We start from the raw sequence: 14,927 nt of genomic DNA, 5'->3' as shown, positions 1-14,927 counted from the left end.
ACACTGACCACTGATTACGGCACAATTTCAAACCAGATCATCATTGCGTGGTCTTCGTGCATCATGTTGTGGCAGTGCATCACGTACCTGCCGGTGAAATCGCGGAAGCGCAGAAACACGCGCGCACGATTGCCGGGCGCGAGCCGCATGATGTCCTTGCGCGCAATCTCTTCGCTGGGCGGTGTGGCGCCCGCGCGGTCAATCACTTGGAACTCTTCAAAGTGAATGTGAATCGGATGGCTCCAGCCGCCGCCCGTGCGCAAATCCCAAATCTCGGCAGTGCCTTTTTTGACCGTGGCGTCAATGCGATTGCTGTCGAACAACCGATTGTTGATCTGCCACGCGCCGCGCGCCGCGTTGAAATTCCAGACGCGCGTGGTGACGGCTTCGCTCACGTCGTAGCTCGGCAAGTCGCGCATTTTCGCGGGCACTTCGCTAGGGTCTTCAGCATCGCGGTCAACCTCGAAGCGCAGCAATTGCGTAGGCGTGCCGCCAACGTTGCCGGGGCCGCGTCCGTTCGCTTGCTGCAACCGATTTTCCAGAAAGATGCGGTCGCCGATTTGCGCTTTGCTGAAATCGAGAATCACATCGGCGCGTTCGGCCACGCCCAGGCGCACGCTGGTGCGCGTGAGCGGCGCGGGCAGCAAATTACCGTCGTTGGCGATTTGAACGAACGGCTGGCCGTTGCTCAAGAAGTATTCGTAAAAACGCGACGGCCCGGCATTGAGCAGCCGGAAGCGGTACTTGCGCCGCGCAACTTTGAAATACGGCTGAATCTTGCCGTTCACCGCGTATTGGTTGCCGATGAAGCCATTCAGATCAAGCTGATCGAAAAACAACTGCCCATCCGCCGAAAAGCTACGGTCATTGAAAACCAGCGGCACATCATACGGCCCGCTCGGCAAGCGCAAGGCGCGCGGGTTCGTGTCGCGTTCGTTACCCGAATCGCGCTCGTCAAAGAGCAGATAGAAACCGCTCAGCCCCCGGTAAACATTGGGCGCGGTGAAATCCAAACGATGGTCGTGGTAGAACAGCGTCCCCAATGCCTCGCGTTCATCGCCGCGCGGCGGAAAGGCGTCATAGCCAGCGAGGATGTTCGGATAGTGATGGTCTTTGTATTGACCCGGCTCGTAAAAATCCAGCGGGAAGCCGTCACTTTCTGACGCCACGTGCCCGTTGTGCAGATGCGTGATGACCGAAGGGATGCCAAAGCCGATGTGATTCGCCGGCAGTTGATTGCGGAAACGCACCAGCACCGGCACGTCGTAACGCTCGATAAACGTCGGCCCCGGCACGACGCCGTTGTAGCCCCACACGCGGCTCGGCGGCAGGTCGCGGTGAAAGCGATGCTCGGCCTCGACGATAGGAATGTCGTAAAACTTGCGCGGACGAAATTCGTCGTAGCGTTGATGCGCCGCCGGATTCGGCGCTGGATCGAAGGGCGCGCGCCGCAACGGCATCCCGCGTCCCAGCGGTTGTGCGACGGGCGGCAGCGGCAATTCGTCCACAAACGGCGTGAGCGCGAAATTCGCAATCTGGGCTTGCGCTGGTTGCGACTTGCGCGTGGTCAACAACGCCGCGCCGCCCATCGCCAGACCTGTCTTGAGTACAGTACGTCTACTGAGTTTTTTCTTGTTCGCCATGTTGTTCGTTCAAAGAAGGGCTTGCGTACTGGCGCAACTTGCGGGGAGTTGCGCCAGTCAGGATGGGAAATGCAAAGGGCTGGCTTATCCACGTCGTCCGGGGCCGCCGGGGCCACCCGGTCTGCCAGGCCCACCTGGCCCGCCTGGCCCACGCATCCGATCTTCGTTCCGGTCTTCGGGTGTCGCACCGATGACGAGCTCGAACTGCGCCGTGAGTTCGCCCAGCGTTGAGCCTTTGAGCGGCGCGAAATCCGCCGTCACGAGCGGCTGTTTATTGCCAAGTTCACGATAAATGCCGTCACGGTCGTTTTGCGCGAAGCCTTTGATGTAAAGCTGGGTCGTCAGCATGCGCTTGTCGCCCTGCTTGATGGCGAAATGGATGTGCGGCGTGCGGCCCGGATAAGGCACGGGCTTGATCGTGCGGAAATAGTATTCGCCCGTCGAACCGGTCACAAAGCGGCCAAAGCCCTGAAAGTTCACATCCGGCTCGGCCTTGTTGTTGTCGCCGGTGTGAATGTATTTGCCGTTGTTATCGCATTGCCAAATCTCGACGACGGCGTTGCGCACCGGTTCGCCACGCGCGTTGAGCACGCGCCCGGTCAAATGCGTAATCGCGCCCAGCGCGGGTGTCGTCCGGTCATTGATGACCAGCAAATCGTTATCGGTATCGAGCGGCAGTTTGTTCGGATAGAAAGGGCCTTCGGTCTGACGCGGCGTCAGCGTCCGGGATTGAGTTGAAGACTGCTGCAAGACTTCGGCAAACAGGCCGGGTTGCGTGAAATACGCGCTACTCAGGGCCAGGCCTTGCAAAAAGCGGCGGCGATCAGTGGTGGTGATAATCACAGGCGTTCTCCTGGAAAGTGGTAAAGCGAAGCAACACGGAATAACCAACAGGTATTCGCATTACTTCGCCGGTGTTTGACTGCGTTCGGCCACACGCCCTTATTGCTCGTGCGGCGGTTTGCGGCGGTTATCAGTGTGGGGGGCAAACCCCGGCGGAGGGCCTTGCGGACGCCCGCCTTTGCCCTCTTCGAGCGTGTAATCAGCCGGGACTTCGAAAAAGGTATGCGCCGGTTCCGCGCGTTTGATGTCGGTCAGGCGGTATGTCGTTTCGCCCGCAAAGGGGTCTTTGTGCTTGCTCAAGACGACGACTTGCAGGGCGGGCGCTTCCCAGCGCTCCGAAACGATTTCCAGCGCCCGGTCATTGCCGATCTTGCCGGCGGGAATCGCCGTGGTCACGCGCGTGCCTTCGGCCTCGACTCCATCAAAAAGTTGTTTGCTCAACGTTTCGGTCTTGCGTTCACCCGTGCTCGGCGGCGGCCCTGACGGTTGAAAGCGCGGCGCAGGCCGATCAGCGCTGGGCATCCGGCGCGCTGTTTTACGTTGCGGGTCGAGGAAATAACTCACGCCCGCGACTGGGTCATTGATGAACACCACTTGCTGGGGTTGATCGCCGACCGAAAAAGGGCCGACACGATCAAAGGTCTGTTCGCGCCGCACGCGCCCTTCGCTATCACGATAAACCGTGTCAGATTTTTTGTGCGTGATCTTGGCGCCATCGGCCAGCGTTTGCACTGTCTCGGTCACGGCGGTGGCTGAATAAGGCGCGCCTTTGACGACCTTGTTGTCGGCGAACATCTCGAACGAAGGCCCGCGATAATCGCCCCCTCCCGGCCGCCCCCAGGGCGGGCCACGCCGCTCATCGCGTGGCTCGGGCGGCGGCCCGCCGGGACGCGGCTCCCACGAAGGTTTGCCCCCTCCCGGCGGACGGCCCTGCGCGCTCCCCACCACAGCGAGCGCGCTGAGCAAGGCGAGTAACAACAAATTTCGTTTCATCATCTGATTCATAACGCTTCCCTCTTTGTCAGCGCGCGTCGCTAACACCCGCGCCGCCGCGCTGACTAACGTACCACGCGAATCGCATAGGCCACGCCGTTATCGCCCATCATCACTTCGGCATTGATCGTGTCGCGGTCGGCCTCAACCCGCAGCGGCAACCCCATCGCAATCAACCGCGCGCGCGGCACTTCCAACCGTACCAACGTGCCATTCGCCAGCGCGCGCTCGTCGGTATCGAGTGTGAGCGGCACGAATTCCGAAGCCAGTTCCTGCTCATCGGTCGCGGCCTCAACAGCGCGGACACGCTGCGCGCGACGTTGTTTAGGTGCATGGCGTTGCGCAAGCTGTGTGCGCGGCTGTAAATCAGTCGCAGTCGTTTCGCTTTTGCCAGAAACGCTTGGCACTGCCGGAGTCATTTGCGGCGTGGGCGATGCCGCGCCCGCCAATACGCTTTGCGCTGGGGCTTGGGATTGTCGCCAGAGCAAAACCGAAATCGTGAAAAGCGCCAGGACTGTAGCAGCGGCAGCCAGTGCCCAACGCCGCCAATGGTTGGGCTTGGCGGCGGATTTGAAAGCCAGCACCGTTGCCGAAGACTGCGCCACTGCGGGAGCGGCACGGCGCTCGGCCACGGCGGCGCGCAATTGCTGCCTGATGCGCAAGGGCGGTTGCTCCTTGCCGGTCACCTCGGCGAATTCAAAGAGGCTGGCTGAGAGCGCACGTTGAGCCGCCAACCGGCGCGCGCAAGCCTCGCAAGCACCCGCGTGCACCAGCGCCCGCTTGCGTGCCAGCGCGTCCGACAGGCGATCACTCGTCAGATCATTGAGCACTTCATTAAATTCCCGACAGTTCATCTTCGCCCCTTTCACGACCGCTCAAACGGCGATGGCCACGGGCGGCACAGCCTCTTGCACGGCCCGCACAACACGCACAGCATTGAGCTTCTCAACCAACAAGGCCCGCGCCCGATTCAACCGCGAACGCACCGTGCCCACCGGGCAACCGATCACGCTAGCGGCCTGTTCGTAACTCATTTCATCCAGATTGCACAGAGCGACAACCTCACGGTAGTGCAACGGCAGGGCCAGAATCGCCTGGCGCACGGCTTCGATGCGTTCGTGGCGCGCCAATTCAAGCAACGGATCGGCCACATCGGCGGCCTGATTCGCCAGCGCCGATTCCTCTTCGCCCTCTTCTACCAGAGGGATAAAACTCTGTTCGCGTTGCAACAACGTCAGCACGCGATTGCGCGTCATGCCCAGCAGATATTTGATGACCGTGCCGCGTGCCGGATCGAAAAGCTGTCCGCGCCGGATCAGCGCCATGAAAACATCCTGCGCGACATCTTCGGCTAGAGCATTCGACCCGCTCATCCGCAAGGCAAATTGATAGACCGCGCCCGCACGTCGCTCATAGAGCAGGTCGAAAGCCTGCTCGTCGCCGTCCAGGGTCAGCCGCAGCAAGTCTTCGTCGCTGCGACTGGATAATGAGTGTGCGGATGGTTCTGTCATCAGCCAATTCCAGATTTTTCTGCGCCGCCATTCCTGGCCTTCGTCGGGGTATACAGAGGCTTCGGGAAAACAGTTCCACGATTTTCTGTCAGGAAAGACGTTTGGGCAAACAGGCTGGTTTTGGCTGGCCTAAAGAAAAGACCGGCTAACTTGCGTCAGCCGGTCTTGCTAGCGTGTTTTCAGCTTGTGTGGAGCCTTATCCGATACGACGTCCGCCCGCATCGCGTCCAATGATCGGCGCACGGCTCTTGATGTCGCGGCTAAAGAGTTCGAGCACCGGATACCAAGCGCCTTCCGAAGCAAATGGCACGTATTCAAACCCGCGTCCGAAAGGATCGTCGCGGCGGATGGTCGTGTAATCAATGCCCAGCGCCGAATAGATCGTCGCGGCGATGTCTTCGTAGGCGACAGCGCGGCCCTGCGACCAGCCGGGGTCTTTGATGTTGCCGCCATCCGAGGTCGTTTCGCCGATGATGCGCCCGCCGCTGACACCACCGCCCGCCATTACAGCAAACTGCTGGAAGTAATGGTCGCGGCCATCCTGATTGGTTAAAGGGCCGACAGTGCGGCCAAATTCGCCCATCGCCACGACCAGCGTTTCATCCAGCAAGGTGCCGCCGTTGACGCCCGGCGACGCCGCCAGATCATCCAGCAGGTTCGCGAGGCCGTCATCCAAATCGCCCGCCATCTGATAAATGCCCGGCACTGTCTGGTTGGGTGTGGCAGCCTTGGCGTAAATGTCCTGGTGATGATCCCAACTGCCAAAATTCACCTGTACATAACGGCAACCTTGATTCGCCTTGATCAGATTGCGCGCGACGATCAGCGAATTGCCGAAGGCGTTGCCGTTGACGACGGTCTGACCGACCGTCGAAGTGCCACCATAACGCACCTGATCTTCGGTAGAGAATTTGAAGACCGCGTCTACTGCCGGGTCGTACATCATCCCTTTGCCGCGGTCATAAAAGCTGCCCATCGTCGCCGCGTCATCGCCCAACGGCGAATTCTGGCGCAAGCGCGAATCAATCATTTGCAACACGCCGTAGCGCTGCTCGAATTTCGTCTGCCCATCGGCATTGACCAGACTGGTAATGCCTGTCGGCGCGGCGGTTGTATCGAAAGGCGCATACAGTCCGGGGAAATAGCCAGGGCCGACGACGTTCTGACCGGTGTTGAGTGAGACAAAGACCGGCAGCTTTTGACTGGCTGTGCGCAGTTTCTCGAATTCGAGCGCCACCACGCTGCCGATATTCGGCGCAATTTTACCAAGCGCCGAAGAGGGGCTGCGCGCGATCTGCACCCAGGTCTGTTGCAGCGCGTGCACTAGGGCGGGCGCGCGCAGGCTGCGAATGATCGCAAATTTGTTCAGCCGCTCGGCCAGCTTCGGCATCAGCCCTTGCGGGAAAAGCGTGCCGTTATAAGTGGTCGGGTTGAAATCAGTCGGCGTCCACGCACCGACCTTCAGGTCGAAAGTGTCGCTGTGCGAAGGCGCGCCGGTCAGCAGGATGAAAATACAATTGCGCGCCTTGCCAACAAGTTTCGCGCCGTATTGCGCCTTGGCTGCGCCCGCCAGCATGGGCGTCAGGGCAAAGCCCGCGACGCCGGTGCCGGCAATTTTGAAAAAGTCACGCCGCCCGACGACCGGGCCAGTGATCGGCGTGATTTGCGGACGCACCGCGTGCTTTGGTTGCCATTCTGGTACTTTTGCATTCGCCATGAGAATTTGCCTTTATAACAGTACCGCGCGCGTCAGCAAGCGGTCGTCTGTAGGGTCAACCGCTTGCTGACGCGCGCGGTACTGTACTGATCTTCAGCCTAGTAGTTAAAAATGAAATCAATCTTGTTGAGCAACGCCCACTGAATTCCTTCGGTCGCATCGCGCCGCGTGTTTGCAGAGAACAGCGGCGTCAGCTTGTTCAACTCATCCGTCGAAGGGTTGCGTCCCAGCGTGCTCAGATACAACTGCGTCACGATCTGCGCGGGCGTCAGCGTCGCGTCGGCCAACAGTTTCGAGACCAGCGAGCCGGCATTCGCCTGATGGATGCGCGTCATCACGAATTGATGATTCATCAGGTTCAGCGCTTGCATTATCGAAGGCTCCTGCGAACGCGGCTTCACATCGCGGTCACCCCGGATGAAGCCGTTCAGGAACGCGATGGCCGCCGCATTCCCGCGCGGCTCGCCGGGGTCGGGCAATTGCATCGCCCAATTGACTGTCCAGGTCGGATCGCCCAGCGTGTCGCGCAATTGGTAGCTGACCGTCACGCCGGTCGCTTTGACGATGGCGTCGTGAACCTCTTCGGCATCCATTCGGCGCACATACTTGCGTGCGTAATACGGCACCAGCGCCAGGCTCCAGGTGCCTGGGTATTGCGCTGAAAGCTGATAGGCGTTGGCCTTGACGATGGCGGCGATCAGCTTGCGCAGGTCATAGTTGTTCTTGCTGAAATCGTTGGCGAGCGCGTCGAGCAATTCGGGATTAGTGGGTTGCAGCGACCAGCCATCGGGCAGTTTGGCCGCCGGGTCTAGGCGCGCCGGATCGAAGGCGTTCGAGGGCGAAACCAGGGCTTCGACCATGATCTTTTCCCAGACGTAATTGACCGCCGCACGCGCGAATTGTTTGTCGGCGGTTACCAAACGGGCCAGCGCCTGACGGCGATTTTCGCCTTGATTCACCGTCCCGGCACCCAGAATGTAACTTGGGTCAACCGTGCTTTTGCCGTTGATGGGCGCGCGCGTTTGGCGATTGCCAAAATCAGTATTGAGTTGATATTCGCCGTTGGGCAATTCTGAGATCGCAAACTTGAAGTAGTTGGGTTGCTGCGAAATTACCGTCCGCACCTGGCGCACGCGGGCGTAAAAGGCCGACATACCCCAGGCATCCAACCGCGTCTTGGCTTTACCCCATAGATTGACGTTATCGAGATGCCCAGCGCCGCTGTGGCAGAGCAAACAATCCAAGGCGTTGATGCCCAGGAACATGCCCATGGTATGCACAGCGCGTCCATCCATCGTGTCCTGTGGCGGCCCCATCGGCACCACGCCGCCGACGATGAAGTTGTTTTGGCCGTCTACGAAATTGTCGCCATTGGCTGCAATCATCTCGCGCGCCATCAGGTCATAGCGCTTGTTCGCCGTGAGCGAGTCTTTGATGAATTTGTAGAAAGCATCGCGTCCGCCGCTGTAACGCTGAATGTTCACCGAGCGGGCGTTGTTCTGGAACAGATCGCCAAAGAACATCGTCCATTTGTCCACGAACTCCGGCGTGCCGATCAGGCTGTCCACCAAGGCGTCGCGCTTCGTGGCCGTCTTGTCATTTAGGAACTTGGTGATGTCTTCAGCCGCCGGAATGCGGCCTGTGAGATCGAGATAGGTACGCCGCACATACTCTTCATCCGTGCACAACGGAGCCGATTGGATGTTGTCCTTGCCCATCCGGTCAAAGAGGATGTTGTCTATGAAATTCTTGCGCGGGATGTCTTGCGGCGGAACCAGCGACAATTCGCTGTCGGTGCGTTCGGCCAGCGTGCTGCCCAGGTATTCGGTGGCGCGCGCCACCTCATCGCGATGACGCGCGGCGGCGCCTTTGATCCCCTCCGGGTCACGCAGGAAAATGCAATCGGCCTGGCTAACCTTGCGGGTCTCGCCTTCTCCCTGCGGTTCAACGGCGTTGGCGGCGAGCGAAGTGTAAGTCACCCCGAACCATCCCAACGCGGCGACGATCAAGGCCGCGGCAAAGGCCAGGGCCAGCAGCCGTTTGCTCGCTTGCGCTCCGATCAGCTTCCACGCGCTTCTCTTTGGCATAAGTTCCTCCTACAAAAAAAGACAATGGGCAGAAAATCGGCAGATATAGGCCGACACAATGGACGCGGTAGCAGCCTACCATTACGGTTTGTGTCTGTTTCTAACTGCGGGTGATATGGTGAGCTAACCCTTACCGGGGGTGACCAGCACCGGTCATCGTCACGATCACTGCGCTACTTGCACTTGCGAAATCTCTCAGCAACGCGGCTTTAGAGGCAGGCGGGTCGAACTTGGTCGAAAGAATTTTCAAACTTTAAGCTTCGTTGTCCCAGACAATCTCGGCCAGCCGCAAATCAATCAGCTTGCCTTTGAGTTTGGTGGTACCGAGGGGCCGATGCGTAAAGCCTTTGTCCAGCACATTGAGCGTATGCTCGCTGACGATAATTTGACCCGGTTTGGCCTGGCTTTCCAGGCGGGCGGCGGTATTCACGGCGTCGCCAATAGCGGTGTAATCCAAGCGCGTCTCAGAGCCTACGTAACCAACGATGGCCTGACCAGTGTTGATGCCAATGCCAATCGCCACGGTGGGCAAGCCATCGCGTTGCAATCCGGCATTGAAAGCGGGCATGGAACGTTGCAGTTCAATGGCCGCGCGGACGGCCTGTGTCGCCTGTTGCTCACTTTCATAAGGCGCGCCGAAGAGCGCCATTAGGCTATCGCCGATATATTTATCAAGCGTGCCGCCGTGTTTGAAGATGATTTCGCTGGCAAGCGAGAAATACCGATTGAGCAGTGTGACAATGACTTCCGGCGTGCTTCTTTCGGTCAAGGGAGTGAACCCGCGCACATCGGCGAACAGCGCCGTGATTTGTTGCCGTGTGCCGCCCAGCTTGACCTTGTCCGGCGAACGCAGAATCTCTTCGACTGCCGGTTGCGGCAGAAAGCGCTCCAGGCGGGCGCGCGTTTGCAATTCACGTTGCAAGCTTTCGTGGTTAAGCACGGTACTGATGGCGATGCCCGTTTGCACGGCGACAGCGTTCAACAAATCCAAATCGTCTGGCGTAAAAGCTTCTTCGTCATCCTGACGATCAGCATAAATAATCCCGAGCAAACCTTCTTCACCGACAATCGGCGCTGCCATAACGGAATGAATCTGGTTGATCACGATACTTTCAGAAGTAAATGTGCGCAGGGTGTCGTCCAACAATATCGAAACGCGTTCGTTGGCGACTTTGGCAAAAACCGATTTGCTAATCGGCAGGGGCTTGCTGTCGGCGGCTTTATCCTGGCTGCCGGAGCGCAACCGCACCGCCACTTGATCGAAGCGCTCTTTCCCGGTTTCCGCATTCACCGAGCGCCGGTAGATAAAAGCCCTTGAGGCGGGCGTCACTTCAAACAAGATGTCGAGCACCTTGCCATATACTTCATCGAGTTGGAAGACCGCGCTGAGTTTGCTGCTGAGTTCGTAAAAGAGTTTGAGAATGCGGCCTTTCTTCTCCAACTCGCGCCGGTAAAGCAAGGCCGGCACATCTTGCGAATCGGAGGCCGAGGCCAGTGGTGAAAAACCAATGACATCGCTGGGCACTTTGGCGGCGACTTGCCGGAACCCATCCCCGATGATTTCACTTTTCGGCTTGGTATCGCCCACGTAGGCAAGCTGGTGCGAGCCGATGCGCAGCACATCACCGTCTTTCAAGGGCACTTCGAGTTGGGCCGGAATCCGCCGGTCATTGACGTAGGTGCCATTCCCACTCCCCAAATCGAAAACATAGCCTTCGCCATCCCGCTGGCGTATCTGGGCATGGCGGCGCGAAACCCGGGCGTCATCCTGCAACACCAGATGATTGTCTAACTCGCGCCCGATGCCGATCTCGCTCAGGCTGATGCGGTAAACGAAACTGCGTTGATCAGGTTGAATGACTCTGAGACTTGCCATACAGGAGTTACAGCGGGGCGGGAAAGGAACGTCACAATAGCAGCTTAGTTCAGTTGCGCCCGAAATTGCGCCAGCGCCTGATTCTGCGGATTGACCTGTTCGAGTTGTTGCAGGTACGGTTGAACCGCCGCCTTATCGCCTTTCGCCAACAAGGCCGTAATCAGATTTTGCAGCGACTGCTCATGGCGCGGATTGTAACCTAACGAGGTGCGGTACTCCGCGATGGCTTTATCCAATTCCTTCGGCTCACGCAAGAAATAGCTCAGGCCCAAATCGGTGCGCGCGTCTACGTCTTCAGGTTTAAGCTTGAGCGCCTCTTTGTACCAGCGTTCGGCGGCTGGATAGCGCTGCAAATCGAAGTTGGCATTGCCCAACGCGACTAGCAAGCCGTGTTCTTTGGGCTTGAGCTGCTGGGCTTTCCCGTAAAATTCCAGCGCCTGTTCATAGCGTTTGATTTGGGAAAACAAGTTCCCCGCTTTCATCTGCGCCTCAAAATTGGAAGGCTCATTGCGTGCCTGTTGAAGCACGGCGGCAACCTCGGCCTGCGGCTCGCCGCCCGTTGAAGCATCCGCAGTTTCCGCACGCGATCCTGCGCCTGTCGCGCCGCCCATGGGCGGATGATCCGGCGGCAGTTCCGCGTTTTGGGCAGCCCCGCGCTCTGACTGGGCCGCTCCGGCAAAATTACGATTGAGCGAATCAGTCGCCCAATAGCCAACCGCTAAGCCGACGAGCAAGCCTGCCACGCCGTAAAGAAGTTTCTTTCGATCAATCATACTTTTAGGCACCCTTTTGGGATTCTTTCGTTTCGCCTCGAATTTCTATCTGAAGCGGCAGAGTAAACCGCGCAAACGAGCAGCGTCAAATTAGGCGCGGCAATTCGCACCACCCTGGCTTGCCAGCCTCGTGTCATCGTACTAAGATCACGCCATCGGTATGATCAAATTTATCGCATTGAGGGTTATCTATCTCCATTATTGACTCGATGAAAAACTTGGCAACGCGTCTCTTGCGCGTAACAATTCAGATGGCAAGTTGATCGCCTTCGTTCCCGGTCGCTTGCCGCAAACAAAGCCTCGCCAGACGGGCTGCAAGCGAACGTAAAGGAGGCCGACATGATCACGCGACCAACAGAACGCGAACGACTCCTCTTCAAATTAGATCGTCTCACCGAAACTGAAATCACTGAAGTACTGGATTACGTCACCTTGCTCGAATCCAACCAAGCCACGCTGGCAAACGACCAATCCCCCTTGTTCCCGGAAATCGCAGACGATGATTTGGTCACTACGCTGGGATTGGCTTATGAAAACCGCCGCGCGCGTCAGGTCGTCGAATGGGAGGCGATCCGGCGGCGAGCCGACTCAGTGGCCTCGGCTCGGCACTATGCGCGTCCTTAACACCTGAATTTTTCAGGTTGGCACAGTCGTGACAATGAAGAAAACACAGTTATCAGCCATCACGTATTTGCTGAGGTTAGCCTTGGTTTGTGGAGTGACGCTGAACCCCCAGCCCTACTTCGCGCAAAGACCAATCGCAACGGAGCAAACGATTGTCGCCAACCTAGCCACTGCTGACGAAGAGCAGCGGCTGGCGTTATTAGTGGATTTATCCGCCATCTTCAAAACGCGTTTGACTCCGGCGCGCCCACATACCATCGCCGTACTGACCAACTTACTGCAAACCGATGCTGTCCCTCTTATTCGCACACAAGCCGCCCGGGCGCTGGAATTGGCTGGCGATTCAACCGCCGTTGATGCACTGCTCGCCGCGTTCAAAACCGAACGCGAAATGACAACCCGAAAGACCATCTTATATGCCCTGGCAAGCTATCCAGGGCCACAAATCACGGCGGCGTTGTTGCCATTATTGAATCACAAAGAACAAGAAATACGCGCGACCGCTGCTTATGTATTGGCCGAACAAGCCGACACCGCCGCCGCCAAGCCTTTGCTCGACCTGCTGCGAAAACGCCGTAAAGAAGCCGATGCTTTCGCGCGCAGCCAAGCAGTTCGGGGGTTGGGCCGGATTGGTTTTCAGGCGGCAACTCCTCTCCTGCTTGAAGCCTTACAAAACGACAAGGCCCAAATTGTTAAACGTGAAGCCGCCATCGCCCTGGGCTGGTTGACGACGGAACCCGCGCCCACTGTCCTTTCTGCCTTACGGGCTGCCACGTCCGCTGACGATCCCTACCTACGCGAAGCTGCCCAAGCAGCAATTGACAAGATCAACAACCATACTTCACTCTGAATTTGCTCATACTTACACGGTCATCCGAAAAAAATGAATAATCCAGAAAAATGAATTTGTCGCTAGACATCGCCAGAGCTTAAACCTATCATCTATGGCATCGCTCCCTGATGAATCGGCGTTTCCATGATCGGTAAACCAGACAGTAACGATAGACAGTAACGATAGACAGTAAATCAGGCTAACAAATCAACCGCTCATTGACAGAGGGCGAGTTGAACTCAACGGAGCTTTCATGAAGATAAACAGCTTTTCGCCAGTTAATCACAAGGTCGCGGTTAGGCATCCATGCTATTCGTTTGTTGCTTTGGCCATCGCCACTTGCTTCCTGCTCGCAAGTGCCAATTGCATTTTCGCCAATAGCGAACGCAAGAATCGTAAAGCCATGGCAGATTCCGCCACGCCAACTGAGCCGACTTGCAGTGTGGAAAATTTTGGCAAGGTCAATGACCATTATTACCGCGGTGCCCAACCCGAAGCAGGTCAATACGAGCAATTAAAAGCGCTAGGGATCAAGACAGTGATTGACCTGCGTGATGACCCAACGGACTTTGCCAAAGGCAAAGCCGAAGCGGCGGGGCTACGCTATCTAAATATGCCACTGAGCGATAAAAAGGCACCTGCCGAAGAAAACGTTAATAAGTTTCTTGAGTATGCGAACGATGAAAATAATTGGCCCATCTTTGTGCATTGCGCAGGGGGCCGCCATCGCACAGGCGCCATGACGGCGGTCTATCGCATGACCGTTGATGGATGGCAGATCGAACGCGCTTGGTAGCTCCACAAACAACCGTGAAATGAATGGATTTGAGCCTGAAATAGTCCGGGGTCTGGGGCACAACCTGGGTGATGAATCCAGAAACGATCACACCCCTCGCCCCGGAGCAGGCATTTTGTCCTAACACTGACTGTCCTGCCAGCGGGCGGTGCGGCGCAGGCAACATTGGCGTGCATGCGCAAAAAGAGCAGCGGTTCAAGTGCAGCGTCTGCCGGAAAACCTTTAGCGCCCGGCAGGGTACGCCGTTTTATCGGCTCCAATCCGATGCGGCGCGCGTGACCTTGGTGCTGACCTTGCTGGCGCACGGTTGTCCGGTGCAGGCGATTGTGGCGGCCTTTGACATGGATGAGCGCACGGTCCGCGCCTGGCTCGCCAAGGGCGGTAGGCATTGTCAGGCGGTACACGAGCAGTTGGTCGAGCAGCCGCCAGACCTGGGGCAGGTGCAAGGCGATGAAATCCGTGTCAACGCGCAACGCGCCGTACTCTGGTTAGCGCTGGCTATCTGCGTGAAGACACGGTTGTGGCTCGGCGCGGAAGTCAGTGCGCAACGCGACAGTCCGCTCATCGAACGTTTGCTCGAACGAGTCAAACGCTGCGCGTCGGCGTTGGGCGGGCCATTGCTCTTTTGCATGGATGGGTTGGCGAGCTACCCGACCACCATCCAGCGCGTCTTCCGCGAAAAGCTGCCGCGCCACGGCGCACGCGGGCGTTGCGCGCTCGTCGAATGGCCGCGCCTGTAGTTGGCGCAAGTCGTCAAGCAGTACGAAACCGGTCGTGTGGTCGGCGTCGCCCGCCGCATTTATCAAGGTTCGAGTGAAGTCATTGCGACGATTATCAAAGCGACGCAAGGCGCGGGCGACATCAATACGGCGTACAGCTCAACGGCACCTTCCGCAGTTGCCTGGGCAGCTTGGCACGACGTACTCGCGCGCTGACGCACACGAGCGCCAGCCTACACGCGGGCGCGTATCTGGGCGGGACGGTCTACAATTTTTGTACGGAACACGAGAGCCTGCGCTTGCCAGGCATCATCGGCGGACGCAAATGGATCAACCAGACTCCGGCGAGGGCGGCGGGGCTGACGACGCACTGTTGGAGTGTCAAAGAACTCTTGCGCTACCGCGTACCGCCCCCGCGCTGGCGTCCGCCCTCACGGCGCGGACGCCTTTCGGCAGCGACCAAGGAGTTAATCAAACAATGGGGATGATTCCACGGTTGTTTGAGGTGCTACC

15 protein-coding genes are annotated in these 14,927 nt (G+C 58.2%); 6 read left to right on the top strand and 9 right to left on the bottom strand.

Annotated features, from left to right (window positions below):
- Positions 1–14: 14 nt before the first annotated feature.
- From HY011_01405 to HY011_01365, 9 genes are all read right to left on the bottom strand, one after another.
- On the bottom strand, positions 15–1,460 hold the full coding sequence (locus HY011_01405; GenBank protein MBI3421572.1) for a multicopper oxidase domain-containing protein: 1,446 nt from the start codon (positions 1,458–1,460) through the stop codon (positions 15–17).
- Positions 1,461–1,727: 267 nt separating this feature from the next.
- On the bottom strand, positions 1,728–2,486 hold the full coding sequence (locus tag HY011_01400; protein ID MBI3421571.1) for an intradiol ring-cleavage dioxygenase: 759 nt from the start codon (positions 2,484–2,486) through the stop codon (positions 1,728–1,730).
- Positions 2,487–2,585: 99 nt separating this feature from the next.
- Positions 2,586–3,482, bottom strand: a complete 897-nt coding sequence (locus HY011_01395; GenBank protein MBI3421570.1) for a hypothetical protein — start codon at positions 3,480–3,482, stop codon at positions 2,586–2,588.
- A gap of 62 nt (positions 3,483–3,544) precedes the next feature.
- A complete protein-coding gene (locus HY011_01390; protein MBI3421569.1) occupies positions 3,545–4,333 on the bottom strand; it encodes a hypothetical protein in 789 nt (262 codons plus the stop codon).
- Positions 4,334–4,354: 21 nt separating this feature from the next.
- A complete protein-coding gene (locus HY011_01385; protein MBI3421568.1) occupies positions 4,355–4,990 on the bottom strand; it encodes a sigma-70 family RNA polymerase sigma factor in 636 nt (211 codons plus the stop codon).
- Positions 4,991–5,186: 196 nt separating this feature from the next.
- Positions 5,187–6,707, bottom strand: a complete 1,521-nt coding sequence (locus HY011_01380; GenBank protein MBI3421567.1) for a DUF1501 domain-containing protein — start codon at positions 6,705–6,707, stop codon at positions 5,187–5,189.
- A 98-nt stretch (positions 6,708–6,805) separates the two neighbouring features.
- Complete coding sequence (locus tag HY011_01375) at positions 6,806–8,794, bottom strand: DUF1553 domain-containing protein (protein MBI3421566.1); 1,989 nt, start codon at positions 8,792–8,794, stop codon at positions 6,806–6,808.
- Between the two features lie 253 nt (positions 8,795–9,047).
- Complete coding sequence (locus HY011_01370) at positions 9,048–10,670, bottom strand: FHA domain-containing protein (protein ID MBI3421565.1); 1,623 nt, start codon at positions 10,668–10,670, stop codon at positions 9,048–9,050.
- 44 nt (positions 10,671–10,714) lie between these two features.
- Positions 10,715–11,443 (bottom strand): tetratricopeptide repeat protein, encoded by a 729-nt coding sequence (locus HY011_01365; protein ID MBI3421564.1) that lies wholly within the window; start codon positions 11,441–11,443, stop codon positions 10,715–10,717.
- A gap of 339 nt (positions 11,444–11,782) precedes the next feature.
- On the opposite strand from HY011_01365, the gene HY011_01360 reads away from it, so the two are divergent.
- From HY011_01360 to HY011_01335, 6 genes are all read left to right on the top strand, one after another.
- Positions 11,783–12,067: a hypothetical protein gene (locus HY011_01360; GenBank protein MBI3421563.1), complete on the top strand. Its 285-nt coding sequence runs from the start codon at positions 11,783–11,785 to the stop codon at positions 12,065–12,067.
- Positions 12,068–12,101: 34 nt separating this feature from the next.
- Complete coding sequence (locus HY011_01355) at positions 12,102–12,917, top strand: HEAT repeat domain-containing protein (protein MBI3421562.1); 816 nt, start codon at positions 12,102–12,104, stop codon at positions 12,915–12,917.
- A gap of 235 nt (positions 12,918–13,152) precedes the next feature.
- Positions 13,153–13,695 carry a tyrosine-protein phosphatase gene (locus HY011_01350; protein MBI3421561.1) on the top strand — a complete coding sequence of 181 codons (543 nt, stop codon included), beginning with the start codon at positions 13,153–13,155 and terminating at the stop codon, positions 13,693–13,695.
- A gap of 71 nt (positions 13,696–13,766) precedes the next feature.
- Positions 13,767–14,435, top strand: a complete 669-nt coding sequence (locus tag HY011_01345; protein MBI3421560.1) for an IS1/IS6 family transposase — start codon at positions 13,767–13,769, stop codon at positions 14,433–14,435.
- On the top strand, positions 14,436–14,630 hold the full coding sequence (locus tag HY011_01340) for a hypothetical protein (GenBank protein ID MBI3421559.1): 195 nt from the start codon (positions 14,436–14,438) through the stop codon (positions 14,628–14,630). It begins immediately after the preceding gene.
- Complete coding sequence (locus HY011_01335; GenBank protein ID MBI3421558.1) at positions 14,606–14,902, top strand: hypothetical protein; 297 nt, start codon at positions 14,606–14,608, stop codon at positions 14,900–14,902. The genes HY011_01340 and HY011_01335 overlap by 25 nt, the downstream gene beginning before the upstream one ends.
- Positions 14,903–14,927 lie beyond the last annotated feature (25 nt).

The sequence above is a fragment of the Acidobacteriota bacterium genome (assembly GCA_016196035.1).
Taxonomy (GTDB): Bacteria; Acidobacteriota; Blastocatellia; order RBC074; family RBC074; genus JACPYM01.
The sequence above is the reverse complement of the archived record's forward strand: the minus strand, read 5'-3'. Positions and strand labels throughout refer to the sequence as shown.

What these genes read in the sequence shown, in the direction of transcription:
- HY011_01405 (MBI3421572.1), bottom strand. Translation starts at nt 1,460, where the DNA reads ATGCCGTTGCGGCGCGCGCCCTTCGATCCAGCGCCGAATCCGGCGGCG.
- HY011_01395 (MBI3421570.1), bottom strand. Translation starts at nt 3,482, where the DNA reads ATGATGAAACGAAATTTGTTGTTACTCGCCTTGCTCAGCGCGCTCGCT.
- HY011_01390 (MBI3421569.1), bottom strand. Translation starts at nt 4,333, where the DNA reads ATGAACTGTCGGGAATTTAATGAAGTGCTCAATGATCTGACGAGTGAT.
- HY011_01385 (MBI3421568.1), bottom strand. Translation starts at nt 4,990, where the DNA reads ATGACAGAACCATCCGCACACTCATTATCCAGTCGCAGCGACGAAGAC.
- HY011_01380 (MBI3421567.1), bottom strand. Translation starts at nt 6,707, where the DNA reads ATGGCGAATGCAAAAGTACCAGAATGGCAACCAAAGCACGCGGTGCGT.
- HY011_01375 (MBI3421566.1), bottom strand. Translation starts at nt 8,794, where the DNA reads ATGCCAAAGAGAAGCGCGTGGAAGCTGATCGGAGCGCAAGCGAGCAAA.
- HY011_01370 (MBI3421565.1), bottom strand. Translation starts at nt 10,670, where the DNA reads ATGGCAAGTCTCAGAGTCATTCAACCTGATCAACGCAGTTTCGTTTAC.
- HY011_01365 (MBI3421564.1), bottom strand. Translation starts at nt 11,443, where the DNA reads ATGATTGATCGAAAGAAACTTCTTTACGGCGTGGCAGGCTTGCTCGTC.
- HY011_01360 (MBI3421563.1), top strand. Translation starts at nt 11,783, where the DNA reads ATGATCACGCGACCAACAGAACGCGAACGACTCCTCTTCAAATTAGAT.
- HY011_01355 (MBI3421562.1), top strand. Translation starts at nt 12,102, where the DNA reads ATGAAGAAAACACAGTTATCAGCCATCACGTATTTGCTGAGGTTAGCC.
- HY011_01350 (MBI3421561.1), top strand. Translation starts at nt 13,153, where the DNA reads ATGAAGATAAACAGCTTTTCGCCAGTTAATCACAAGGTCGCGGTTAGG.
- HY011_01345 (MBI3421560.1), top strand. Translation starts at nt 13,767, where the DNA reads ATGAATCCAGAAACGATCACACCCCTCGCCCCGGAGCAGGCATTTTGT.